This window comes from Peribacillus sp. Hz7 (assembly GCF_042136355.1).
Taxonomy (GTDB): domain Bacteria; phylum Bacillota; class Bacilli; order Bacillales; family DSM-1321; genus Peribacillus; species Peribacillus asahii_A.
The window spans coordinates 133507-159267 of sequence record NZ_JBHHJV010000009.1; the positions used below are offsets into that span (position 1 = coordinate 133507).

Annotated in this window: 19 protein-coding genes and 3 pseudogenes; 17 read left to right on the top strand and 5 right to left on the bottom strand. The window is 37.9% G+C overall.

Annotated elements, in window-relative coordinates; all coding sequences use genetic code 11:
* Window positions 1–470: 470 nt before the first annotated feature.
* The 11 genes and pseudogenes from ACE199_RS14065 to ACE199_RS14115 form a co-directional block, all read left to right on the top strand.
* Window positions 471–1307 (top strand): MIP/aquaporin family protein, encoded by an 837-nt coding sequence (locus ACE199_RS14065; RefSeq protein WP_375350335.1) that lies wholly within the window; start codon window positions 471–473, stop codon window positions 1305–1307.
* A gap of 34 nt (window positions 1308–1341) precedes the next feature.
* The gene (locus ACE199_RS14070) at window positions 1342–3009 is read left to right on the top strand and encodes a propanediol/glycerol family dehydratase large subunit (RefSeq protein WP_375350337.1); all 1668 of its coding nucleotides are present in this window, start codon (window positions 1342–1344) and stop codon (window positions 3007–3009) included.
* Between the two features lie 14 nt (window positions 3010–3023).
* Window positions 3024–3602 carry a propanediol/glycerol family dehydratase medium subunit gene (locus tag ACE199_RS14075; protein WP_375350339.1) on the top strand — a complete coding sequence of 193 codons (579 nt, stop codon included), beginning with the start codon at window positions 3024–3026 and terminating at the stop codon, window positions 3600–3602.
* Window positions 3603–3614: 12 nt separating this feature from the next.
* A complete protein-coding gene (locus ACE199_RS14080; RefSeq protein WP_375350341.1) occupies window positions 3615–4061 on the top strand; it encodes a diol dehydratase small subunit in 447 nt (148 codons plus the stop codon).
* A gap of 7 nt (window positions 4062–4068) precedes the next feature.
* Window positions 4069–5919: a diol dehydratase reactivase subunit alpha gene (locus tag ACE199_RS14085; RefSeq protein ID WP_375350374.1), complete on the top strand. Its 1851-nt coding sequence runs from the start codon at window positions 4069–4071 to the stop codon at window positions 5917–5919.
* The gene (locus tag ACE199_RS14090) at window positions 5916–6248 is read left to right on the top strand and encodes a glycerol dehydratase reactivase beta/small subunit family protein (RefSeq protein WP_375350343.1); all 333 of its coding nucleotides are present in this window, start codon (window positions 5916–5918) and stop codon (window positions 6246–6248) included. Before ACE199_RS14085 ends, ACE199_RS14090 begins: the two co-directional genes overlap by 4 nt.
* A gap of 19 nt (window positions 6249–6267) precedes the next feature.
* On the top strand, window positions 6268–6696 hold the full coding sequence (locus ACE199_RS14095; protein ID WP_375350345.1) for a GlcG/HbpS family heme-binding protein: 429 nt from the start codon (window positions 6268–6270) through the stop codon (window positions 6694–6696).
* A gap of 134 nt (window positions 6697–6830) precedes the next feature.
* Window positions 6831–6977: a hypothetical protein gene (locus tag ACE199_RS14100; protein ID WP_375350347.1), complete on the top strand. Its 147-nt coding sequence runs from the start codon at window positions 6831–6833 to the stop codon at window positions 6975–6977.
* A 266-nt stretch (window positions 6978–7243) separates the two neighbouring features.
* Window positions 7244–8482, top strand: coding sequence for a sensor histidine kinase (locus ACE199_RS14105; protein WP_375350349.1), 1239 nt, complete (start codon window positions 7244–7246; stop codon window positions 8480–8482).
* A gap of 5 nt (window positions 8483–8487) precedes the next feature.
* Window positions 8488–9249, top strand: a complete 762-nt coding sequence (locus tag ACE199_RS14110; RefSeq protein WP_375350376.1) for a response regulator transcription factor — start codon at window positions 8488–8490, stop codon at window positions 9247–9249.
* A gap of 65 nt (window positions 9250–9314) precedes the next feature.
* Window positions 9315–9517: pseudogene (locus ACE199_RS14115) on the top strand (DDE-type integrase/transposase/recombinase); the annotation flags it as partial.
* Window positions 9518–9713: 196 nt separating this feature from the next.
* On the opposite strand, the gene ACE199_RS14120 reads toward ACE199_RS14115, so the two are convergent.
* On the bottom strand, window positions 9714–11684 hold the full coding sequence (locus ACE199_RS14120; RefSeq protein ID WP_375350351.1) for a sigma-54-dependent Fis family transcriptional regulator: 1971 nt from the start codon (window positions 11682–11684) through the stop codon (window positions 9714–9716).
* A gap of 443 nt (window positions 11685–12127) precedes the next feature.
* Between ACE199_RS14120 and ACE199_RS14125 the strand changes: the two genes are divergently transcribed.
* The 4 genes from ACE199_RS14125 (at window position 12128) to ACE199_RS14140 (ending at window position 18657) form a co-directional block, all read left to right on the top strand.
* Complete coding sequence (locus ACE199_RS14125) at window positions 12128–14266, top strand: hydantoinase/oxoprolinase family protein (protein ID WP_375350353.1); 2139 nt, start codon at window positions 12128–12130, stop codon at window positions 14264–14266.
* A 33-nt stretch (window positions 14267–14299) separates the two neighbouring features.
* Window positions 14300–16585, top strand: a complete 2286-nt coding sequence (locus ACE199_RS14130) for a hydantoinase B/oxoprolinase family protein (RefSeq protein WP_375350355.1) — start codon at window positions 14300–14302, stop codon at window positions 16583–16585.
* Between the two features lie 24 nt (window positions 16586–16609).
* A complete protein-coding gene (locus ACE199_RS14135; RefSeq protein WP_375350357.1) occupies window positions 16610–17113 on the top strand; it encodes an acetone carboxylase subunit gamma in 504 nt (167 codons plus the stop codon).
* 689 nt (window positions 17114–17802) lie between these two features.
* Complete coding sequence (locus ACE199_RS14140) at window positions 17803–18657, top strand: malate synthase (protein WP_375350359.1); 855 nt, start codon at window positions 17803–17805, stop codon at window positions 18655–18657.
* 232 nt (window positions 18658–18889) lie between these two features.
* Here the strand turns inward: ACE199_RS14140 and ACE199_RS14145 are convergent, their stop codons facing one another.
* Both ACE199_RS14145 and ACE199_RS14150 read right to left on the bottom strand, forming a co-directional pair.
* Window positions 18890–21271, bottom strand: coding sequence for a PBP1A family penicillin-binding protein (locus ACE199_RS14145; protein ID WP_375350361.1), 2382 nt, complete (start codon window positions 21269–21271; stop codon window positions 18890–18892).
* A gap of 428 nt (window positions 21272–21699) precedes the next feature.
* A complete protein-coding gene (locus ACE199_RS14150; RefSeq protein ID WP_375350363.1) occupies window positions 21700–22377 on the bottom strand; it encodes a cell wall hydrolase in 678 nt (225 codons plus the stop codon).
* A 486-nt stretch (window positions 22378–22863) separates the two neighbouring features.
* Between ACE199_RS14150 and ACE199_RS14155 the strand changes: the two genes are divergently transcribed.
* Window positions 22864–23388, top strand: a complete 525-nt coding sequence (locus tag ACE199_RS14155; protein ID WP_375350365.1) for a tubby C-terminal domain-like protein — start codon at window positions 22864–22866, stop codon at window positions 23386–23388.
* A gap of 245 nt (window positions 23389–23633) precedes the next feature.
* Window positions 23634–24062: pseudogene (locus ACE199_RS14160) on the top strand (aldehyde dehydrogenase family protein); the annotation flags it as partial.
* Between the two features lie 324 nt (window positions 24063–24386).
* Here the strand turns inward: ACE199_RS14160 and ACE199_RS14165 are convergent.
* The gene (locus ACE199_RS14165) at window positions 24387–25157 is read right to left on the bottom strand and encodes a sulfite exporter TauE/SafE family protein (RefSeq protein ID WP_375350367.1); all 771 of its coding nucleotides are present in this window, start codon (window positions 25155–25157) and stop codon (window positions 24387–24389) included.
* Between the two features lie 123 nt (window positions 25158–25280).
* Window positions 25281–25405, bottom strand: a pseudogene (locus tag ACE199_RS14170) (EamA family transporter); the annotation flags it as partial.
* Window positions 25406–25761: the final 356 nt, after the last annotated feature.

Here is a 25761-nt window from a genome sequence, read left to right on the forward strand (position 1 = left end):
AAATTTATAGTTTGGCTTTGTTTGATAGTCAAGTCTTGAACATTGATAATCTACCTTCTTGTTGTTATCCTTTAGCACCCTAAAATGTTGACAACTGGCACAGCAATGATATCTGTTGTAAATTTCCATCATAGTCCTCCTGATCCTTCCTTTTTATTAAAGAGCTCATTACACATTTGGACAACTCGTATATTAACAAAATATTAATTAAATATTCCTAATATTCTTAAAACTATATTATCTTTTACTAATACTAAAACCGAGGATATGATTTGTCACTAGAATTTAATTACATATTTAAAAAGTATAAAAAATGCTAATGAATCTAGAAAAAGTATAAAAAATGCTAGACAACGTAAATAGCGTCTAGGGACATTGAAAATTCGGAAAATTATAATTAATTTACAAGAAGGAAAGGGAGGACCTTCAATTAAAGAGGGAGTTTTAAAAAATTGAAAGGAGTATCACTCTTGAAAGAACTAAAAGGGGAATTAATTGCAGAGTTTGTTGGCAGTTTTATTTTGATTTTTTTAGGTGCAGGCTGTGTAGCTGCTCTTGTTTTAAATGGAGCTCAATACACGATGTGGGATATAGGGCTGATTTGGGGAGTAGCTGTAAGTTTGGCTCTTTATTTAACGGCTGCCATATCGGGAGCGCATATTAACCCAGCGGTCACATTAGCGCTTGCTGTTTATCGCGGGTTTTCTTGGGCTAAGGTATTGCCTTATATTTTAGCACAAACAATAGGAACCTTTACAGCAGCCGCCTTAGTATACGGACTCTATTATAATGGTTTCCTTCACTATGAAACAACAAACGAAGTGATCCGCGGAAGTGCACAAAGTCAAACTTTGGCTAGTATTTTTTCTACCTACCCTGCTTTCTATCTGAATCATTTTCAAGCTGCATGTGTTGAGATTGTTATAACGGCTTTGCTAGTAGCTGCTATATTTTCCTTTATTGACGAACGAAATTCATTTGCTCCCACAAAAGCCTTATTTCCTTTGGCAGTAGGAATCGTTATCGCTGTAATCGGCGGTGCCTTTGGTGTGTTAACTGGGTTTGCAATGAATCCGGCACGAGATTTTGGTCCTAGATTATTCACAGCGCTAGTCGGTTGGGGACCTGTCGCTTTTGACGGAATAAAAGGATATTTTTGGGTTCCTCTTATCGCGCCAATGATTGGGGCGGTGATAGGGGGAGGGCTGTATGATTATCTCATCAGCAAATATCTTCCTTCTAAAGGTTCTGCTTTGCAAGAAAAAGAGGATACTCAGGAAGAAATCGCCGCTTCTTCGGAAACTTAATAATGTTAAATAATGATAGAAAGAGGGATATTCTATGCTACGTTCAAAACGATTTGAGATTTTAGAAAAAAGACCCGTTAATAAAGATGGATTTGTAATAGAATGGCCTGAAATGGGATTTGTCGCTATGTCAAGTCCGAATGATCCAAAGCCTTCTATCAGAGTAGAAAATGGCCAGATAGTAGAATTGGATGAAAGGAAACGAGAAGACTTTGATATGCTGGACCAGTTCATTGCAGATTACACAATTGATGCAAGCATAGTCGAAGAAGTCATGGCTCTTGATAGCTTAGAGATTGCCCGAAAACTTGTGGATATTAATGTGTCCCGTTCAGAAATTGTAAAGCTGTCAAAAGGTCTCACACCTGCAAAAGTGCTGGAAGTTCTCAATCATATGAATGTTGTAGAAATGATGATGGCTTTACAAAAGATGAGAGCAAGGAAAACACCGTCCAACCAATGTCATGTCACAAATGTACGCGATAACCCTGTATTAATGGCGGCGGATGCTGCAGAAGCGGGACTCTATGGATTTGACGAACAAGAAACGACCGTTGGAGTTGCCCGTTATGCTCCTTTTAATGCGTTAGCATTACTCGTGGGTTCCCAAACGGCAAGGAATGGAGTCTTAACTCAAGATTCTTTAGAAGAAGCGACTGAACTTCGTTTAGCAATGCTTGGGATGACTTCTTATGCGGAAACTGTTTCGATTTATGGTACGGAATCTGTTTTTATAGACGGGGATGATACACCTTGGTCTAAGTCATTTTTAGCCTCTGCCTATGCTTCAAGGGGAGCTAAAATGCGCTTTACATCAGGTACTGGCTCTGAGGTGCAAATGGCCGGGGCAGAAGGGAAATCTATGCTTTATTTAGAAATTCGCTGCGTCATGATGGCGAAAGGAGCAGGGGTTCAAGGACTGCAAAATGGTTCCATCAGTTGTATTGGCATACCATCTTCTGTACCGAGCGGGATTCGTGCTGTCTTAGCAGAAAACTTAGCTACTACATTATTTGATATGGAGGTAGCTTCAGGAAACGACCAAACTTTCTCACATTCGGAAATCCGCCGGAGTGCAAAAATGCTGTGTCAAATGCTGCCTGGTACAGATTTTATCTTTTCCGGATACGCTGCTGTACCAAACAACGAAGATATGTTTGCCGGCTCTAATATGGATTCTAGTGATTTAGATGATTACTTGATTATTCAGCGGGATATGATGGTGGACGGCGGATTAAAGCCGGTGGATGAAGAAAGCGTTATTGAGGTTCGCTACCAGGCAGCCAAAGCTTTACAAGCTATTTTTGAAGAGCTGGGATTCCCGATTATTACAAATGAGGAAGTGGAAGCGGCTACTTATGCGAATAGCAGTGAAGATATGCCGCAGCGAAATGTTGTTGAAGATTTAAAGGCGGCAGAGCGAATTTTACGAGATGGGATTTCGGGATATGATATAGCTCTCATCTTAGCTAAGACTGGATATCGACAAACGGCCGAACGAATTTTCAATATGCTGAAACAAAGAGTAGCTGGCGACTATTTGCATACATCGGCCATTATTAATAAAGATAATGTCGTTATAAGCGCGGTAAACGATGAAAACGATTACATGGGACCTGGAACAGGATACCGCCTCAGTCCGGAAAGATGGGAAGAAATTAAAAACATTCGTCAAGCCATCAGTCCGAAAGACTTTGATTAAGGGAGGAACCGAACATGACGACATCATCATTTTCAATAGAGATGAAATTAGCGGAAATTGGGACGGCGATAAAAGGGACGAACCCTAGGGAAGTTATTGTAGCCGTAGCCCCTGCTTTTGGAAAAGAAATGAATAAAACCATTATGAAAATCAATCACGCTTCTGTTCTGCGCGAAATCCTTTCGGGGATTGAGGAGCAAGGAGCTGTTCCCCGTGTCATTCGCAGCTTGCGCACGGCCGACTTGGCTTTTATGGCGCACGGAGCAGCCCAAATGAGCGGTTCAGGTATCAGCATTGGTTTGCAGTCACGGGGAACAGCAGTGATCCATCAGCGTGATTTGGATCCGCTAACCAATCTTGAATTATTTCCTCAATCTCCGTTAATTACTCTAGAAATGTACCGGGCAATTGGACGGAATGCAGCCATGTATGCATTAGGGGAAAGCCCAAATCCTGTTCCTGTGGTAAATGACGAAATGGCACGGCCTAAATACCAGGCGGCGGCAGCCCTGCTTTATTTAAAAGAATGCCAGTCGCTTGTGCCAGATCAGAAGCCTGTTGAATTAAAAGCGGAATTTTTAATAAAAGACTAGGAGGAAAAATAGATGGAAAATTTAACAAAAGACCAAACGAAAAGCTTAACAAAAGAAAACTATCCGCTCGGTTCAAAAAGTCCGGATTTGCTATTTACACCTACCGGAAAAGCGTACAATGAGTTAACACTGGATGCTGCTTTAAAAGGAGAGGTAACAGGAGCGGATTTGCGCATTAGTCCAAAAACGCTTGAAATGCATGCAGACATCAGTGAAAGTTTAGGAAGAACACAACTGGCGAAAAATTTTCGTCGGGCAGCTGAAATGATCAAGATATCGGATGCTCGTATATTACAAATCTATAATGCTATGCGCCCTAACCGTTCGACTAAAGAAGAGCTTTTAGTGATTGCCAATGAATTAGAAGAAGAATACGGAGCGATAGAAAACGCTGGATTAATCCGCGAAGCTGCAGATGTGTATGAAAGGCGCGGGAGATTAAGGAAGAGTGAGGACTAAAAGATTGATGAAAAAAATTTTAGCCGGTGTAGATATCGGCAATTCATCGACTGAAGTGGCAATCGCAAGTGTGGAGGGAGATCATGCTGAATTTCTTTCCCAGCATTTAGTCAAAACAACGGGCATAAAAGGAACTACTGATAATGTGAAAGGCATCCGCCGTGCTTTGCAGGAAGCGGCTAAAAAGGCGGGCATCGAGTTAAAAGACATTGATCTTATCCGGTTGAATGATGCTGTGCCAGTTATTGGCGACCTGGCCATGGATTTGATTAGCGAAACGATTATTACTGAATCTTCCATGATTGGCCATAATCCGGATACGCCAGGCGGAGCCGGTTTAGGCGTCGGGATAACAGTTTTAATCAATGAATTATTTGAGGTAGAGGAAAAAGACCAGGATTATATCGCTGTTATACCTAAATCTTTTGATTATGAATGGGTTGCCCAACGCCTGAATCAAGCAGAAAGCAAAGGAATATCTATTACCGGCGCGATTGTTCAAAAAGATGACGGAGTGTTAATACACAACCGCCTAAACAAAAAAATTCCCATCGTAGATGAGGTCGCTTTAATTGAAAAAGTTCCTCTTTTGAAACTAGCAGCGGTAGAAGTCGCTTTACCGGGTCATGTGATTCGGACGTTAAGCAACCCATACGGCCTTTCTACCGTCTTTCAGTTGGATCCAGACCAGACGATACAAATTGCTTTAGTCGCTAAAGCACTAGTCGGCAATCGATCGGCCGTAGTAATCCGAACACCACAGGGGGAAGTAGTGGAACGGAAAATAGAAGCGGGACGGATCATTTTAATCGGGACGAATAACCAACAGCTGGAAGTATCCATTAATGATGGGGCAGAAGCCATTATGAATACGTATGAAAAACTAGAAATGCTGGACACGCTGGCAGATGTCCAAGGAGAAACAGGAACGAATGTCGGCGGGATGTTTAACGGTCTCCGTCATGATTTAGCAGAACTTACTGGACAATTGCCAAATGAAATTACCATCTCTGATTTTTTGGCCGTTGATGCCGTGATCCCGACCTCTATTAGCGGAGCAATGGCGGGTGAGCTTTCCATGGAAAGCGGCGTCGCTTTAGCCTCAATGGTAAAAACAGATAAAGTTCCTGTTCAAAGAGTTGCTTCTTTATTGGAAAAAGAAATTGGGATTGCAGTAGAAGTTGGCGGTGTTGAAGCGGAAATGGCCATCCGTGGAGCCTTAACGACGCCTGGTACGAGAAAACCGATTGTTATTCTCGATATGGGCGGTGGTTCAACGGATGCTGCTATGATGAATAAAGCCGGCAAAATCACCTCAAGTCACTTGGCCGGTGCAGGAGACATGGTCACGATGCTGATTAATTCTGAACTCGCTTTAGGAGATAAGGAACTGGCTGAAAAAATTAAAAAGTATCCTTTAGGAAAGGTACTGAGTTTATTCCATATGCAGCTAGAAGACGGAACGATGCTATTTTCCGAAATGCCTTTTCCTCCGTACACATTCGGGAAAGTCGTGATTCGGGAAGAACAGGATCTCACACCTTTATCAAGCAAAGTATCCATGGGAAAAATCAGGGAAATCCGGAGGAGCGCCAAGCGGAGAGTGTTTGTAACAAATGCGTTGCGTGCTCTTAAGCGGGTCATCCCGACAGGCAATTTAAAACACTTGTCTTTTGTTGCCATGGTGGGGGGATCGGCACTTGACTTTGAAATTCCGCAAATGTTAACAGAGGAACTAGGCAGGTACGGCATTGTAGCTGGTTTTGCCAATATACGCGGCACAGAAGGCCCGCGAAATGCAGTTGCTACAGGCTTGGTCTTATCCTCTGTTAGAATTGGAGATGAGGTATTAAAATGAATAAAAGTAACATTTATATTACGATTTTATATAATAGCGCTCTTCCCCCTAATCAAATTCAAGAAGTCTGTGCCGGATTGGAAGAAGAAGGGGTCCCATTTTTACTTCAAAAGTGGGACAAAGCGGGCAGTTTTATTGAACTAGGGAGGGAAGCAGCATCCAGATCCCCTTTGCAATTGGGTATAGGCATTGATCAAAATGGAGATTTATGTGTGCATCACGATAAATTGAAGCAAGAAGAACCATATTTACAAGACAGCCTTCAAAACGGGCGCACATTGGGAAAAAACGCAGCCCGTTTGATTAAAGGCTTGCCACTATCTATTTAGCAGGAAAGGATGGGAAAGGATGAGTCAGATCAATTTAGAATTAGCGAAAAAACTGATTGAAAGTGCTGAAAAGGAAGCGAACGAAATCAAAGTCCCTATGGTCATTAGCATTGTTGATGAGGGAGGGAATTTCATAGCCTGCCATCGAATGGATAATGCTTTATTGGTCAGCATAGATATTGCCCAAAATAAAGCATGGACTTCCGTTGCTATGAAAATGCCGACAGCAGATTTGGCGCAGGCAGCTGGAGCGGGAAAAGAGCTTTATGGTATTAATACAACAAATAATGGACGGGTTGTCGTGTTTGGCGGAGGAATTCCATTATGGAAAGACGGGCAAGTTATTGGTGCTGTAGGTGTCAGTGGTGGTTCTGTAGAACAGGATATACAAGTCGCTCAGTCAGCTGTGCAAGTATTTAGTGAGTTGGAATACTTGTTAAACGGTTAATCGATTTACAGAATATATTTTTTAGAATATCTCATTTCATTGTAGATGAATATTAAATTCTGTTCAAAACGTACCCTTGGGACCACTTATTACTTCTACTTTACGGAAGGGTGCAATCTATTTAAAAGGAAAGTTTGTATATATTTGAGATTTATATAAAATTTGGTGATAGAAGTAAGACAAGTCTTATTTATGTTTCCAAGGTAAATGATTGTACGGAAGCTTATGGTATAAATGAAAGAGCTAATTCAATGATTGGATTAGCTCTTTTATTTATATAATATTTACGCATGATTCAAACCAAACTGTTTCATGTTGGAGCAGGGTTGGCAACCTCTAAAGGAAAAGACATCGGATGGATTATATTGGAATGAGGCGTTGTTTTCTTGGAAAAGAAATAGATAAAATGGAAGAAAGCTTATCATTAGTGATGTTTTACAAAAAATGCTAATATATTAATGGTTTAGTATGCTTCATTATGAGAACGCTTTCTTGCTATGTGAAATATAAAAGTTAAAGCAAAGGGGAAAATTAGGAGGGATACAAAATGATTTTTAAACTTAAAAATATCGTAGACTTGAAAACTCTCCAGGAAATTCAAGATCTCTTTGCCGACGCGACAGGTTTGGGAGTTGTTATTTCAGACGAAAATGGGAACCCGCTTACAAAACCTAGTAACTTCACTAATTTTTGTTCCTATATACGCTCAGCATCAGATGAGGGATTACGGGGATGTATATTATCAGATGAACGTTTGGGAAAAATGGCAGCTCAACAGGGAAAGACAATCATTCACCGTTGTCACTCTGGTTTGGTTGATTTGGCTGCTCCAATCATTCTCGATGAAAAATACCTGGGAGCAATCCTTTGTGGGCAGGTATTAATTCAAGGGCAGGATGAAGAGCGACTTGATCAGGTTCGTCAGAATACAAAGAACTTTCAAATTGACCAGAATATTCTCAATCATTACCTTGATCAAATTGAATTTGCTAATCAAAAACGGGTAGAGGCAGCAGCAGATATGCTTCTTCTAGTTGCCAATTATATTGTTAAGATGGGGGCAAACTATTTTACCCAAGAAGAATTAAATCAAAAAAATCAAAAATTGATGGAAGAACTGCAGCTTCGTGCACAATTGGAAAAAACATTACAAGAAACGCAATTAAAGGTTTTACAGTCACAAGTTAATCCTCATTTCTTATTTAATACTTTAAATACGATTTCACGTCTGGCCTATCTTGAAGGCGCTGAACAGACGCAGGAGGTTACATACGCGTTAGCTAAAATACTGCGGTACAGTTTGCGTAACATAGATCAACTTGTAAGTTTAACGGAAGAGTTAGAGCATGCGCTAAATTATTTAAATATTCAGCAATCTAGATTTCGAAACAAAATTCAGTATGAACAAAGTTTACTTTTTAATGTTGATGCTATAAAAATACCTATTCTTTGTGTCCAGCCAATTATTGAAAATGCTATTCTACATGGGTTTGAATCACAAGGTAAAGTGGCTATTAAACTATGTTGTTTTTCTATGAATGATAACGTGGTAATTGAAATTTCTGATAACGGTGTAGGTATTTCACAAGAAAAATTATCATCCATACTTTCAGATGAAAAAACTAAAAGTAATGGTCATACTACGGGAATTGGTATAAAGAACGTACATAAACGAATTCAACATTATTTTGGAGAAGGTTATGGAATTACAGCCATTGAAAGTAGGAAAGGGGCAGGGACTAAAGTTCAGATTACAATCCCGCAAGTTGGGGGTGATTTGGCTTGAAAGTAATGATTGTGGATGACGAACCGTTAGAACGGGAAGTGTTAACATTGATGATCAAGAAACATAACTTTAAAGTAAATCAATTTTTCGAGGCGGAAAATGGTGTTGATGCTGTAAAATTAGCCAAGGAAGAACAGATGGATCTCGTGATTATGGATATTAAAATGCCTATAATGGATGGTCTAATGGCAGCGGAGATTATCAAAAAGGAAGTTTCTCATTGTCGAATAATTTTCCTTACAGCTTATGATGAATTTGATTTTGCCTATCGTACTATTAAATTGGGAGCGGATGATTTTTTATTAAAACCAGCTCATTCAGAAGATATTCGACGAGCTTTAACGAAATTTATACCAATGCTTGATACGAACCTCATTCCCACGCATTTAGAGAAGTCCAATGAGCATTACGATATTGTAAAAGTCAAAGATTATATCGAGCTTAATCTTCATATCGAGTTAAATTTAGAGAAGTTATCCAAGCTAGTCCATCTTAATTCACAATACCTTAGTCGTTTGTTTAAACAGGAAACGGGTTTTACTATTACACAATATATAACGAGTCGTCGTTTGGAAAAAGCAAAACATTATCTTGTCCATACGAGGAAAACGGTTGCAGAAATCAGTGAGAAATGTGGGTTTTCTGATTCAAATTATTTTGCAAGGGTTTTCAGAAAATATGAAGGCACGACACCAACACAGTATCAGCAACAAGCTATTGTTGGAAGAAAGAAACGATTAAATTCATTTAATAATTTTGTAATGTAGAGTATACATTTTTTGTGAATGGGAGAGATAGAAAAATTGGTTCTGGTGCAAAAACTTCAAGACAATATCGTACAGTGGATTCCAAAGGAAACACAATTGATTTCTATCTCAGTAAAACAAGGGACAAAAGGGCTGCAAAGTGCTTCTTCAAGAAAGCTTTGCGGTCTTTTCGTGTCTCTAAGCTTCGAGTTATTACAGTCTATAAGAATCGGGCTTATCCTATAGCCCTTGAAGAGTTAAAAAAAGAGAAAAGCAACCTGATGGTATGTAGCTTACACAACAGAAGTACTTGAATAATATAGAGGGTGCAGTACATGCCCCCCCTGCATCGAATAGCTAAGAGGAAAAGTGTGTTATAAGCTCGGCTAATAGGCGCGAGAATTTTTAATTAAACTAAAAAACCCCCCTAATCGGGGGAATCTTGCAATGAATATAAGTTTTAAGAGTTTAAAGTTGATAATCTTTCATTGTATTTTAACACTACTCGGTTCTTTTAAATTATACTTTATTAGCTTCCGATATAAGGTGGACCTTGCTATTTTTAATTCTTTTGAAACAGCTGAAATATTCCATCCGCTTTGAATTAAGAGTTTTTTTATTAGCTCCATTTCTGCTTTTTCCGTTATAGAAAAGCTTGAATGTTCAACCTCACTAAGTGATTGTTGGGTTTGAAAGTTGGCTAAATAATCGGGTAAGTGACTTTTTTCAATTTCAGCTGAACTGCTAAAGATGACGGCATGTTCCAGGACGTTTCTTAATTCTCTTATATTTCCCGGCCATTTGTAGCTTAAAAAGAAACTCTTTGTTTTCTCTGCTAGACGAAAAGGCAAAGGTTTATTATATTTTTTTGCAAATAAAGCTAAATAGTAATCGCTAATGGGAATGATGTCTTCTTTCCTTTCCCATAACGAGGGAACCGTAAATGAGATAACATTTAGCCTGAAAAACAAGTCTTTTCTAAACAGTCCTTCCTCAATCATGGCCTCCAGATTTCTGTTTGTTGCGGCGATTACTTTCACGTCTATTTTAATAGTCTTTGATGAACCTAATCTAGTAAACTCTTTTTCTTGAAGTACCCTTAGTAAATGTACCTGTAAGTCAATCGGCATTTCTCCTATTTCGTCTAAAAAGATCGTACCACCGTTCGCTTCTTCAAATTTTCCTTTCTTTCCTTCTCTTTTTCCTCCTGTAAATGTTCCGCTTTCATAACCGAATAGTTCACTGCCAATTAGTTCCTTTTGCATGGCACCGCAATTAATCGTGATAAAAGGTTTATCACTTTTTGAACTTACTTCATGAATATACCTTGCAATCAGTTCTTTGCCCGTACCTGTTTCACCAGTTAACAAAATAGGGGTGTTGACCGATGCAATCTGCTGGCATTTATGTAATATATTTTTTATTTCCGCAGACTCACCAATCAAATGGTGATCTTTTGAATGAGTCATCAAGCTTGATGACGTGCCACTTTTATTTTGGAAAATAGCCATATAACCAATTTCTTCTTTATTTATCACGATAGAGTTCAAATAGGTGAATTGAAACCCTTCCGCTTTATTCATGAAATCTGCTGGATTTTGAAGAAGTTCTTTAATTTTTAAATGGTTATCAAATGTTATTTCTTTTTTCAAATTTAAGGCATTCAGTAACGTTGGATCTCCATCAACGAGAACGGATTCGTTACTAAAGACAAGGACAGAATGATCCCTCCATTTGAATGTACATTGATGATAATATTCTTCCAGTTGCCTATATTTCGTTCTATAAATGGTAAGTAGTTGTTGTTCAATCATCTGTGCGAGGGAGACGGCTAATCCAAGTGTGTGAGGTTGTGTGCTTGGCCAAAGTCCAGTAAAATCGATTGCCCCAATGATATTTTTGGTATATGGATGAAAAATAGGGGAGGAGGAACATGTCATTGGATGAAAGCCTTCACAAAAATGTTCAGCAGAAAAAACCTGAATAGGCTTTTTAGAAACAATGCTCGTACCAATGGCATTGGTGCCTGCTGCCCCTTCACTCCAATCCATTCCAGGAGAAAAATTCATTTTTTCCATTTTCCTCATAATATCTGGTTCGCCCTTTAAATAAATCATTTTCCCACTTTCATCATTAAGAGTAATTAAGTAACCAGTCCCAATTAATGTATCATAAATATGGTCGATAATCGGTTTGGCTGCAAGATACAGTTCAGATTCCGAAAGAAGTTTTTCTAGTTCAAATGAGGTAAGTGCAGTTCTCGCTTGTTTTTGTTCTGGATTAATACCCATCGATTGACAACGGCTCCATGAATCTAGTATTTGGCGGCGAACCACGGTTTGCAGATTTGTATAATTAGAAGGATCTGTCACGAATTTTTCCCATTTATGTTTTATTTCACCCACTTTATTATGCAAATCCTGTGTGGAAAAAATAGAGAGAAAATGGTTTTTCAACTTTTTTAAAACCTCCTCAATATTATTCGGAACATTTCCAACTAAAAATCAGTCAATTAGGGGGGCAACTGCAAATGATTAAGAAGTTGACCACAATAAAAGTAAATATTTTAAAATATTCTGTATATTTAAAATATTAACTTAGCCTGTTATTTAAATCAAGTAGTTTAACTGTATCAAGAAAACATTGTGTAGCGCTACATGTGTTGCAAAATACTACAGTTCTTTCTATTAATCTTGTTTTACGCGACAAACCATTAATGAGTGGGAATTTTACTTGATAAAGCTTACCGTATAGCCTTATTCATTGGAAAATTTGAGGATTTTAAAGTGGTGGCACACTACTTGCATTATTAAGGGTAACAGCAAAAATATAACCAACGTATTTGTACATAAATTGCTGTTTAATTCATTTACTTACACTCGAAGGGAGAGAGTTGTAATTGGCCAAATCTCAAATTCTTGCCATTGATGCGGGCGGTACAATGACAGACACGTTTATTATTGATGAAAAAGGGGATTTTGTCGTAGGGAAGGCACAAACAACTCCGCTAGATGAACATATTGGACTATTAAACTCTGCTAAAGATGCTTTGAGCCAATGGAATGCGAAAATGGAGGATGAATTCCCTAACTTACTTGCAGGCGTTTATTCCGGAACGGCGATGCTCAACCGTCTCGTTTCGCGGGTAGGGCGTCGTGTTGGATTAGTTGTTAATAAAGGGATGGAGGATAACCATCGAATGGGTCGCGGGCTTCAGTCATTCCTTGGGTACTCCTATTCCGACAAAATCCATATTAATACACATCACTTTGATCCGCCTCTTGTTCCAAGAAAATGGACAGTTGGCGTAACAGAGAGAGTTGACCTTTTTGGGAACGTTGTCATTCCTCTTTATGAGCATGAAATTGAACCAGCCATTCAAAAACTGATTGATGAGGATGTAGAAGCGATTGTAATCAGCTTACTTCACTCCTATAAATATCCTACTCATGAAAGAAAAATTCGCGATATCGCGGAACAGATTGTAGCAAAAGCAAATAAAGATATTAAAGTTTTTGCAACGGTAGATTATTATCCGGTGCGAAAAGAATCCCACCGGACAAATACAACAATTGTCGAGGCATATGCTGCGGAACCTTCACGCAAAACATTAGAAAACATTGATACAGCACTGAGGGAAGCAGGAACCAATTTTGATCTGCGGATTATGGCCAGTCACGGTGGCACAATTAGTATAAAAGCAAATGAATTGGCAAGAACCTGCGTTTCAGGTCCAATCGGGGGAATGGTTGGAGCCAAATACTTAGCCGAACAGCTTGGATTGAAAAATGTCGCATGTTCCGATATTGGCGGAACAAGCTTTGATATTGGTCTGATTACGCAAGGAGAATTAGCTATTAATGCAAGTCCTGATATGGCTCGCCTCGTTCTGTCATTGCCGCTTGTTTCTATGGATACAACGGGTGCGGGTACTGGAAGCTTCGTTCGAATTGATCCTAACTATGGAAATATTACTCTAGGACCAGATAGTGCGGGATCCCGTGTCGGTGTTTGTAACCCTAAGGGCGGTCTTGATACGGTTACCGTTTCTGATTGCCACGTCGTTCTTGGTTTAATCAATCCAGATAATTTTATTGGCGGGGTGATTAAGCTTTCAAAGGAAAAAGCCTATGAAGCGGTTAAAACACAAATTGCAGATCCGCTAGGGTTAACGGTTGAGGATGCAGCTTATGGGGTGATTGAACTATTAGAATCACAGCTTCGAAACTACCTTGAATCTATGATTCTAGGAAAAGGATATTCACCTTCGCAATACGTTTGCTTCTCGTACGGCGGCGGAGGTCCGTTACACACAGCGGGCTATACGAAGGGGCTTGGCTTTGAGGATGTTCTGATTCCTGCTTGGGCAGCTGGATTCTCAGCATTTGGCTGTGGGGCAGCAGATTTCGAATATCGTTATGACAAAACATTGGATTTAAATGTCGATGATAGAGCAGAGGATTCGGATATTCTCTTAGCTGGTAGAGAATTACAAGCGGCATGGGATGAATTAAAGAAAAAGGTGACAGAGGAATTTAAGAAAAATGATTATTCTCCAGAAGAAGTTGATTTCCGTCTTCTTTATCGGATGCAATATCAGGGGCAATTGAATGACCTCGAAATCGAGGCTCCTATCTCTGCTTTTAAATCTGTCGATGATTGGGATAGCCTTATTCAAACATTCGAAGAGACTTATTCAAGAGTCTATGCAAAATCGGCCCTTTCCCCAGAGCTTGGCTATTCTATCACAGGAGCCATTGTTCGTGGCGTGGTTGAAGTGGCAAAACCGCAAATTCCACAGGAGCCATTATTTAGTGAAACACCACCTGTCGATGCCTTTCTGGGATTTCGCAAAATTTATTGGAATGGCGAGCACCTTCAAGCAAAGATTTATGAAATGGAGAAATTGTTGCCTGGTAACCGAATTGATGCATTTTCGATTCTTGAATCAACAGCTACTACATTAGTTGTTCCAATTGGGTTTGAGGCTTATCTCGATGAAAATCGTATTTTCCATCTAAAAGAGATTAAGGAATAGGTTAAAAGTAAATATCTTAGGGGGGTACCGAATTTGGCGAAAACACTGACGGGCGTTCAAAAAAAGAAAAGAGGTATTGGCTGGGATGGAAAAACGCTAAAGGAAATGCGGAAGGAAATAACTGAAATTAGTAAAGAAACGGGGCATTATGCTGGTTTGAAGACGCTTCCATTTAAGGAAAGCGATCCGATTCGTTTTGAGAAAATTTATTCGAAGCTTCGCGGCGGAGTCGTTCATGCAAGGGAAACGGCAAAAAAAGTGGCTGCGTCTCCAATTGTTGAGCAGGAAGGCGAATTATGCTTTAGTTTGTACACGCCTGAAGCCGATTCAATTGTTACATCTACCGGAATTATTATCCACGTAGGCACAATGGGTGCTGCGATTAAATTTATGATTGAAAACGATTATGAGGATAATCCTGGTATTGCTGATAAAGATATTTTCTGTAATAACGATAACCATGTAGGAAATGTCCATACCTGTGATGTTCATACACTTGTACCTATTTTCTGGGAAGGTGAAGTTGTGGGCTGGGCTGGTGGTGTAACGCACGTAATTGATACAGGAGCATCTGCCCCAGGAAGTATGCCTATGGGTCCTGTTCAACGATATGATGATGGTTATCAAGTAACATGTCGAAAAATTGGACAAAATGATGTGTTATCGAAAGATTGGTTGCTTGAAAGTACACGATCAGTGCGTGCGGTGAAATACTGGACACTTGATGAAAAAACTCGTATAGCTGGATGTCATATGATCCGTGATCTTGTATTAGATGTAATCAAGGAAGAAGGCGTCGACGCTTATAAACAATTTATGCGTGAAATTATTGAGGATGGACGCCGAGGCTTTGTGAATCAGGTAAAAACCATGTTAATTCCGGGTAAATATCGTCAAGCTTCATTTGTAGATGTACCTTTTAAAGATTTGGATCTCCCTTCATTTGCTAAGCTTAATACAATTATTCATACACCTTCTGAAATCACTGTTCATAAAGATGCACAGTTTGAAATTGATTTTGAAGGGGCAAACCGTTGGGGCTGGCACCCGTTCAATGCAACACCTGTTTCAATCACGAGTGGGATATGGGTCATGCTTTCACAGACTCTTGTACCAAATGATCGGATTAATGATGGTGCCTATTACGCAAGTAAGTTTGGAATTCCATATGGATCCTGGTTTAATCCGGATGACATTCGTTCTGCCCATTCGAATACATGGCATGCGCTTGTGGCGGCATGGTCCCCACTTTGGCGCGGATTGAGCCGGTCTTACTATGGACGCGGTTATTTAGAAGAAGTAAACGCTGGAAATGCTCATACATCTAACTGGTTGATGGGAGGAGGATATGATCAATATGGTCAATTATCCGCAATGAACAGCTTTGAGACCTCATCATGCGGAGTGGGGGCAAGTGCCGTTCAAGATGGAATCAGCCATTCCGCCGCTCTCTGGAATCCAGAGGGGGACATGGGGGACATGGAAATTTGGGAAATACTTGAACCGCTCATCTTTTTAGGAAGGCAGATTTTACCTGGATCAGGTGGAGCTGGTAAATACCGGGGCGGAAATGGTTGGCAATCGCTTCGTTTAGGTTGGGGTGCAGAAGAATGGACCATGTTTGTTGCTGGTGCTGGAGTAATGGCGACAGACTGTGGTCTAATGGGAGGATATCCAGCTTCCGCAGGGTATCGATTCCAAGCAAATAAAACGAACATCAAAGAACGTATTGAGAAGGGACTACCTATCCCATTAGGCGGAGATGTGGATCCAGATCATCCTACCTATGAGGAAAATATGGATGCCGAGATTGTATACCGTGATAGACAGGCGGTGTCTACACAAGAACAATTTGGTGATTACGATGTGATTATGAACTACCTTCGTGGAGGCCCAGGATTCGGCGATCCGCTTGAAAGGAATCCAAAGCAGGTAGAAGAAGATTTAAATGAAAAGTACATCCTTCTCCGTTATGCAGAACAAGTGTATGGTTGTGTCTTTACAGAAAAAAATGGGGTCTATATGGTTGATTTACAAGCAACTGAACAAAAGCGCAAGCAAATCCGCAAGGAACGTTTAGATCGCAGTCAGCCAACAAAAGAGTGGATGGAAGGCGAAAGAACGCAGATTTTGAATGAAGATGCTGCGATACAAGTTAAACACATGTATGCACAAAGCTTTGCTTTAAGTGAAAAGTTTACAAATGAATTCAAGAGCTTCTGGAACATTCCTGAAGAATGGATGATCTATGAAGATGATTTAGGCGTACCTACACTCGGGTCACGCATCAATCGATTCAAACAAAAGAAAAAACAATAAAATTGAGAAAAAGAGGTGAAGACAGTGGCAAAATATGATAAGAAAAGAATTGCTGAGTTGATTGATGGGACATTAGAGTTTTATCAGTTGAAAGATATGATGACAAGCCATAAAGACCCTGAGCGTTTTGAAATTTATAGGGAGGTTTTGCAAGAGCGTGTGAGCTGGGATGATCCAATCCTGCTTCCATATGGATTGCATCTATATATTGTGCAAAAAGCAAATGGAGATCGTATCGTTAAATGTGACTGCGGCCATGAATTCTGTAATTATAAAGAAAATTGGAAGCTGCATGCGCAAATTTTTGTTAGGGACACAGAGGAGAAAATGAATGAAATTTATCCTAAATTAATGTCACCAGACCCAGAATGGCAGGTTATTCGCGAATATTATTGCCCAGGATGTGCAACTCAGTTGGAGGTTGAAGCAGTTCCTCCTTGGTATCCAATTATTCTTGATTTTGAACCAGATATTGATACGTTCTATAATGAGTGGATCAAGAAACCATTGCCAACGGTTAAAAAATAGATTTTAAGTGGCGATTTTTTAGGATGGGAGGCCCTTAGGGGGTTCCTTATATTTTTCCCGCAGTGAGACTTCCATCAGAGGGTGATGAGAGAAAACTCCCACTGATGGAAGTCTCACTTTATTTATTGATCTAAATACACAACAAAAAATACGATTGTTGATGCTATGATTAAATAACTAGGTTCTGGTGCAAAAACTTCTTTACTACTTTTTTACTTTATTTTTGAACCAGAACCGAAATAATCAATCACCGAAACAAAACCGGCTGTTTTAAATAACACAGTCGGTTTTTCTAATTCAAGAGACTATTTCGGTAATCAAGTGGTTATTTATAAGGGCTTTCGAGAAGTTTCGCGAATTTTTGGAGGCCTTTATTTCATAGCTATTTCAAGTTAGTACAGAGAATAAAATTTTATTTTACCTTGTGATAAAATATGTTGTCAATAATAAATTTGTAATATTTTCAAAAAATGTTATAATAGTCTTACAATTGTTTTTTCAATCGTATTCCGAATTCCGCTGTATTTTTTGCAGATAGAAGAATTATGGGTACGTTTTTTTATATCCTTTTTTAGACCGAAGAAAAATTCAAACACTTATGTGAGCTTTGAAGGAAGTTAGTCGAATAAAATCATCAATTTACTATCTAATAGTAATCGAATTTTTATTCTACAAGGAGGACTGGAATAATGAATCTAATTAATAAGAAAGTTACACACAAGCGTTTTGGTATGGGTAGTATAGTTAAACATAACGATTCTAGTATTGAAATACATTTCGCATCGGAAAATAAAAAGTTTGTTTTCCCCGATGTATTTGGAAAGCACCTAAAACTACATGATAAAAGTGTAGCTAATTCAATTGAAAAAATTATAGAAAAAAAGGAAATGGAACGAAAGGAGGAAGAATGGAAGAAAGAAGAGGAAAAAAAACTACAACAAAAAAAACAGGAACTTCGCTTGGAGTATGAAAAACTTATGAAAAATCATAAACTTCATCCCGAATCACAAATGGTTTTTTGGTGTGACACAAAAGAACAGAATAGTGCTTTTTCAGAGTGGAAGGTTTTTTCAGGCGTAATAAAAAGTGGTAATAATAAGGGGAAGTCAAACAAACCTATCCGCTTGCACCAAAATAGCGCTGTCCTGTTAACAGCAATAGATTCCAGCATGCCTGAAAAAGACAGGCGTATCTTAGGTGTCTATATGGTCAATGAAGATTTTATCGGTAAGCTTTGTGAAGATGGATATATTCCTGCTCATTCAAAATACAGACTCCAACTTACAGAACAGGAATCGGATCAGATGCTTTTCTGGGAATACTATGTAAATGAAAAATCCCCCCACAAAATGACATGGAATACAGGTAAATACCGTTATTTTGATAATTCATGGATGGCTCAAATTTTGCTTGATATAGTTTCGTTGAAAAGTGACCCAAAGGAACGAGAGCTGGCACAGCAATTTTTTGAACAATTTTGTAAAATGAATCAGATAACAGATCAAGAGTTACCAAAGCCTAATGGCGCATTAATGCGTATGTAGACGCTAACTCAAGGATAATGATAATGACAGGGGACTTCCACGTTTTTCCCATCCACACTAATCGGAAACAGTGCCTGGCTATTGTGAAGCGGTAGTGTGGTTGAAGTTGGTATAATAAAAAGCAGATGGTATAGAAAAAATCTATACCATTTTAGTTTGTCGACAAAAGGGCTATTTCTATATTTTATTTCCATAAACAATATATTAACTTTGCTGTTTTTACCTAGTTACTCTATTTTAATGTTTGAACGAAACGTTCGAAAAACGAAGTGACAGAAGATTTTATTTCAGATAATTTCTTTTTTGAATCTTGTATAAGGTTTGTATTTTCCAATTCTTTTGCTGTTCTTTCTTCTATTTCTTTCACGGTTTGTGGTTTTTGAAAAGCAACCGGAGCAGTATTTTTACGTGATTCTTTCATAATACGAGCAAATAAGGTAGCTGGATTATCGCCACCTGAAGTCGTTAGATAGAGGGCCTTACTTGGTTGATCAAACCCTAAATGGACGGACATCGTCACATTCGGTGTATACCCAACAAACCAAGCATCTCGAATTCCTCCATTTGTTCCTTCTTCTTCCGTTGTACCTGTTTTTCCTGCAACAGGAACACCAATTTTAGCGTTCCTTCCTGTTCCATTTGGCTCGGTTATGACTTTTTGCAACATTTCCGTCATGTGATAAGCGGTTTCTGATGTAAAAACATCGATACCTTTTATTTCGGCTTGTTCCTTCTTTTGAACGAACTCTCCGTTTTTATTTTTGATTAACTTAATGGCTTTCGCTGGTTTAAAGTATCCGTAGTTAGGAAAGACAGCATACGATTGTGCCATTTGAATAGGGGTAACCCCTTTTTCCATTCCGCCTAATGCCAAGTGTAACTGTTTGTCTTTTTCTTGTATCTCGATGTTCATTTTTTCTAATACTTTTACACCAGTTTTTATGCCGATGTCTTGAAATACTGTAACAGCAGGGATGTTGGCTGAACGAATTATGGCTTGTTCTAGTGTGATTTTGCCTCCATATTTTTCTCCTGCATTTTTAGGAGAATAGCCGTTAAAATTTGTTTTTTCATCAACGACGGTGGATTGTGCATTCCATTTTCCTGTTTCTAAAGCAGGTGCATACACAACAAGTGGTTTAAGAATAGAACCTGGTTGATAATACTGATACGAACGATTTAAGTACCCTCTGACAAAATCCCGTCCTCCATATAAAGCAATAATGTTTCCATTGTCGTTATCAATAGCAGCTATCCCTACTTGTACTTTTTTGTCTTTGGATTCCTGATCGTCTTTGTAAGAAAAAGATTGAGCCGTTTGGTACATATGCTGTTGAAATTCAGTATCTAGATACGTATAAATATGATACCCATTACTTTGTAAATCTTTGTCACTCAGTTCATAGTCTTCTTTTGCCTCTTTTAATACATAATCAACATATGAATCTAAAGCAGAAGTCTGTTTGGTCTTGGCCTGTTTCAATACAACGGTTTGTTGTACCGCTTTTTGATATTGGTTTTCTGTGATAGTTTCATTCTCTTTCATTGCTTGTAAGACAATATTCTTACGTTGATTTCCTGCTTTTAAGTTTGTTGTATATGTAGAAGGTGCTTTTGGCAAACCAGCTAAATACGCACTTTCAACTAAGGTTAAATCATAAACGTTTTTATTAAAATATTGTCTCGCAGCTGTACCTACACCATATACGCCTTCTCCTAAATAAATCCGATTTAAATACATTTCGAGAATTTCTTCTTTGCTGTATTTGCTCTCGATAATGATGGATAAAAGGGCTTCTTGAAATTTGTGTAAGACATTTCTATTGTATATGTCCCCGTTCACATTTTTAATCAATTGTTGTGTAATGGTACTTCCTCCGTGCATTTTTTGTGATGGACGAATCATTTCATAAAAAAAGGCACGAATGTATCCTTCAATGGATACACCGATGTGTTGATAGAATTGTTTGTCTTCAACATCCACAAACGCACGTTGTAGTTGAGTAGGCATTTCGTCTAACGTCACAACATCTCTGTTGGTACTATTATGAACGACTTTATATACTGGATTTCCTTTTTGATCGTAGATAAAAATATTCGTTAATTCATATTGCAGTGCTTGAGCATCAAAAGTGTAATCCTTTAGTTTGGAATCGGAACTCGCGATATAAATGGTAATTCCAATCCGACTTATAAAAAATAAGAGAAGGACAATTTGTAACCCTACTAAAGAATAAAAAGAAACGCTATACAATATGCGTTTATATTTGTTTATAAAGGTTTCTTCTTTATGTGAAAATAGGGCAACCAATCCCAAAATTAAAAGTCCGATAACCACGATACTTATCCCAATAAAGCCCATAAAAAATAAAAGAAAGCCAATTTGTAATCCTACTAAAGAATAAAAAGAAACGTTATATATGATTCGTTTATATTTGTTTGTAATAGCTTCTTCCTTATGTGAAAATAGGGCAATTAATCCCCATATCAAAAGTCCGATAGCCACGATACTCATCAATAAACTTAAGACTTCCCATATCCAATGTTGTTGAATTTTAAATACTTGAGCAAATAGAGATAATATGTTAGTAAAGATAGAACGAAAGATGTCCATTACGGTGATAACAACTCCTTTATGGCATAGTAATAGCGTAGGCCCTTTTCCTTTCTATTCAGGAATAATATCAGCCAAAGGATGATGTAGGTAGATGAAAATAATAAAACTATCATATTTATCATTTAGGAATTATTGGTGATAATTATAGATTAGCATATAAAATAATGATATAGATACCATGAATGAAAAATGAAGAATTTAAAATCCTTAAGATTGAATCAGAGTATGAATTTTCAAAACACGCTCTTCCCTCTTGTTCATTTATTGAAGTTATTAGTATCCATTTGATTAAACTTTATTCTAAAGCAGCCATAACAAAAAGGCAGGAACATATTGTACATATCAAATATGTTCCTGCCTATGATTTTATTGACTTTATCATCTATTACTTAAATATAACGGTCGATGGCTCTTTATTCATTATTTTATTTTGCAAATACATGATTACCAATTGTCTTCACGACGTTACGAGTACGAATCCAATCATCCGTTGCAATATCTGGGTTATAAAAATACATTGAATTATTTAAACGATCTTTTCTCATTAATGCTTCATCCACTGCTCGTTTCGACTCATCTGATGCGGGTTTACTAATTTCACCATTTTGAACAGGTGAAAAGGCATAGCTATTGCCTACTACTTGATTAATAACATCTGTAATATTATTTGGAAATTCAGGAGAATCCACTCGATTTAATACAACAGTCGCAACTGCTACTTTTCCTTTATATGATTCACCTTTTGCTTCAGCTTCTACCAATCGGGCAAACAAGTCTTTTTCTTTATTTGAAATTGAAATGGCTGGTTTCTTTGGTTCTTTTTTCGGCCTCTCTATTTCAGGTTTTGATGATTGTATAGATACTACTTTTAATTTATTCGGAATTTGCAACATTTCTCCTGTATAAATCCAATCGTCATGACGATTATGGTCTTGTTTTATATCATCAATGGTTATACCATATTGTTGTCCAAGTTTCCAATGGCTATCTCCTTTTACAACTTGATATTTGGTAATAGCCTCGACCGTACTCTTTTGTAGCCCTATAAATGTAAATGTAGCTACACAAGTTAAAACTAATGTTTTCATGTAAGTGTTTTTCATGGGTGCTACCTCCTGTGGCCTCGTTGGTATTACACTAACATGAGCTGGTCCTCATTTTACAGAACGATTCCGTTACATTTCTTTTTAGTTTGATAAATATCATTACAAATAAGGTGGAATTATGACATTATCCCTATATTAATGTCATATTCAACCCAATATTTATAAAATAGAGAGATATATTACCTTAACGTTCAATCTTTTAAGACACCTCCGATTTTTTTTACATAAAAAGAAACTTCAATTTTTGCTATTTTAAATAGTGCGGCTTAAAACATCATCAGTTTGATTGTTTGTAAAAAATCCCGGTTCAGGTACAAAAACTTCGACGCAATGGCAATTAATTTGTAAATACAAGTCACGTTTGCATCAAAACCTTAAATGTATGTAGAAATGGTAGCTTTATTCATTCTTTAATTGCACCTATACTAATATAGTGCTAGTGAATAAGCTGTAATGGATTTACTATTAAAAGGAGAAGAATTTATGAGAATTTATCAATATACTCATCCGCAACAAATTGAATCAACCGATCAACATGCTGTAATCGATGAATCAGGTGAAGTAGTTTGTTACGTACAACGTCAGTATAGTAACGGCCTAAAAAAGTTTGTCGATCGTGTTTTTGAATATCGCTATTTTGTACAATACGATGTAAAAAACAACGATGACAATAAAATATTTAGCTGTAAAAAGATTGTGCGAAAAGGTAGAATGTGGTTTGAAGGAATGGATTTCATTACAAATAAGAAAGTGATTATTACATATGAAAATTGGCGTCTTAGCATTCCAACCCTGACAATACTTGAGGGTAATCATAAAATTAGAATCGATAAAGAGATGGAAGAATGGTCACAGTTCGTCTATGAAGAACGAGTAATTGCAAAATGGAAGGCTGATTTTATAGATGAACAATTCCAGATGACATTACAAATAGAAGAAGAGAGTCCGATTCAAAATGTTGCATTTTTCATCGCAATTTCTCAAGCGGCGTTATTTGTCGGAGCATAAGTAATGCTTTTTTTCTTTTTCAAGTACAGAACAAGTTACTAATTTTGAATAACGAATTAAATTTAGTCTTTATCTACTTTATCGAATCACTTAATAATGATGAAATGACATCTGTTTCTAAATGGGGTGTTAGTAAAGGCTGTGGTAAAGCAGAAATTTAAAGTGATAAACTATATCACTCATATGCATCGCTTCTATTCCAGAAATAACGGACTTCGCTGAGTGAAAGGCCTTTAAGCCTAATAGGGAAGGAAGAAGGAGCGACTCTTCTATACGGCGGCGAAAGACCGAAGGAAAATGGAACAGAAGATGGCTTTTATGTACAGCCTACCGTGTTTGAAGATGTGAGAAATGACATGATTATCGCTCAGGAAGAAATCTTCGGACCTGTTCTGGCATTAATTAAAGTCGAGACGATTGAAGAGGCATTACAACAGGCAAACGATGTAGAATTTGGCCTAAGTGCATCGATTTATACAAAAGACATTAGCAACATGCTATCTTTCATTAACGAAATGGAAGCCGGCCTTGTTAGAATAAATGCAGAAACAGCCGGTGTAGAACTTCAGGCTCCATTTGGCGGAATGAAGCAATCTAGTTCTCATTCACGAGAACAAGGCCAGGCCGCTATCGAGTTCTTTACTTCTATCAAAACGGTATTTGTAAAAGCATAATAACTTTATATTTTTAAATAGAATCCCCCGTTCGTGGCGGGGGACTTCTATTCTCATGGGATTCTGGTACAAGAAATGTTAGTTAGAAATATAGGGTAGCAGTTTCTTCTACATTTCTAGCTTATAAAACTAATCCAAACAGTTTGTGAATAAATTTTTTTGATTTTGGACAAACTTATCCCGTAAGAAAAGTTGCCATTAAGGGGTAGTACCAAGATTTTTACGAAAACATACGATAAGACCGTTTTTGGAAATGAAAAGCCGATTTTTCCTATGCTAAGGAAAATAATCGGCTTTAGTTGTTTACTTCCACTATTGAACATGTCACTTGAACAAATGTATTATATCTATTACCACCGTTAATATAATTGAAAGCAGAATTACACCCATTCCATAACGCAATATACGCTCAGGGAAGAATTTGCTTAAACTTGGTCCAATATAACCCCCAACCATCCCACCAACAGCAACAATTAGGGCGATTTCCCAGTACATCATACCTGCGACAGATTTTCCAATAATCCCAAAAAGAGCAATCATAGCTCCAGTAAATGTTGTAGTTCCGATTGCTTTTCGAATTGGAAAATGCAATACATAGACCATGTAGGGCATAAACAGAACCATACCTCCAATTCCAATAATGCCCGTAGTTATACCTAAGAAAAAGATAATAATAACACCCATTACAAAAAGTATTGTTTCAGGTTTCCGAACCTTATTTTCTTTAATTGGAATTAAATTGAAGATAAACGACGAAACAGCAATAAAACCAAATAGAATCAAAACAAATAGATGGTTTACATTTTGCGAAATGTAACTCCCAGAGATAAATGACCCTAACGAACCACTGACTGCTAGTATAAGAGCATAACGATACGGTATGAGCTTTGCTTGATGATATCGTATAGAAGCCGTTGCTGTAGAAAAAAGGGTAAGTGCAAGTGTTGCTGATGTAATTGTTTGAATAGTAAATTGCGTCCCTGTAATTAAGGGAAATAAATATAATAGCAAAGGAGTCATCATCATGGAACTACCTGCCCCAACTATACTAGCAATCATTCCACATAAGACTCCAAAAATAACTAAAATTATCATAAAAATCTCCTTTCGCCATTTTACATTCTAGTATATTTTAATATTCGTTGTTCGCTAAACTCCTATTACTTCATTAAAAAAGAGGAACAGTGGAGGGTACACTGTTTCTCAACTATTGATACCCATGATAATCATTACAGGGGCTAAATATTGTAATAGCGTTGAACAGCAGCATTACCATATTTAATCGATGCCATATACGTATATTGAACCGAAAGCATACCAACCAACCCGAAGACAATGAGTTGAAAAGATTAATCTGTGGATTGGATTGACTGGATTAAGAACCGGTATGGACAGTTTACTATATTTTCATTTTCTGTGGTGAAGCGCTGACTTTGCGCTTCATGGATAGCTAACGGGACAGCATTCCTGTAATAACTGAAAATGCGGTTTGAATGAAAAAAGACCTCTTGATAAGATGAATGTGTCCTGAGCTGGCCAGCTAAAAAGGACAAAACATCTACTCGGAGGTCTCATTATGAATTATAACCAAAATCATAAAATAGCTCAAATTACACCTAAAACCTTAGTAATCGGTATTGATATTGCGAAACATCATCATGTAGCTAGAGCACAGGATTATCGTGGAATGGAGCTAGGA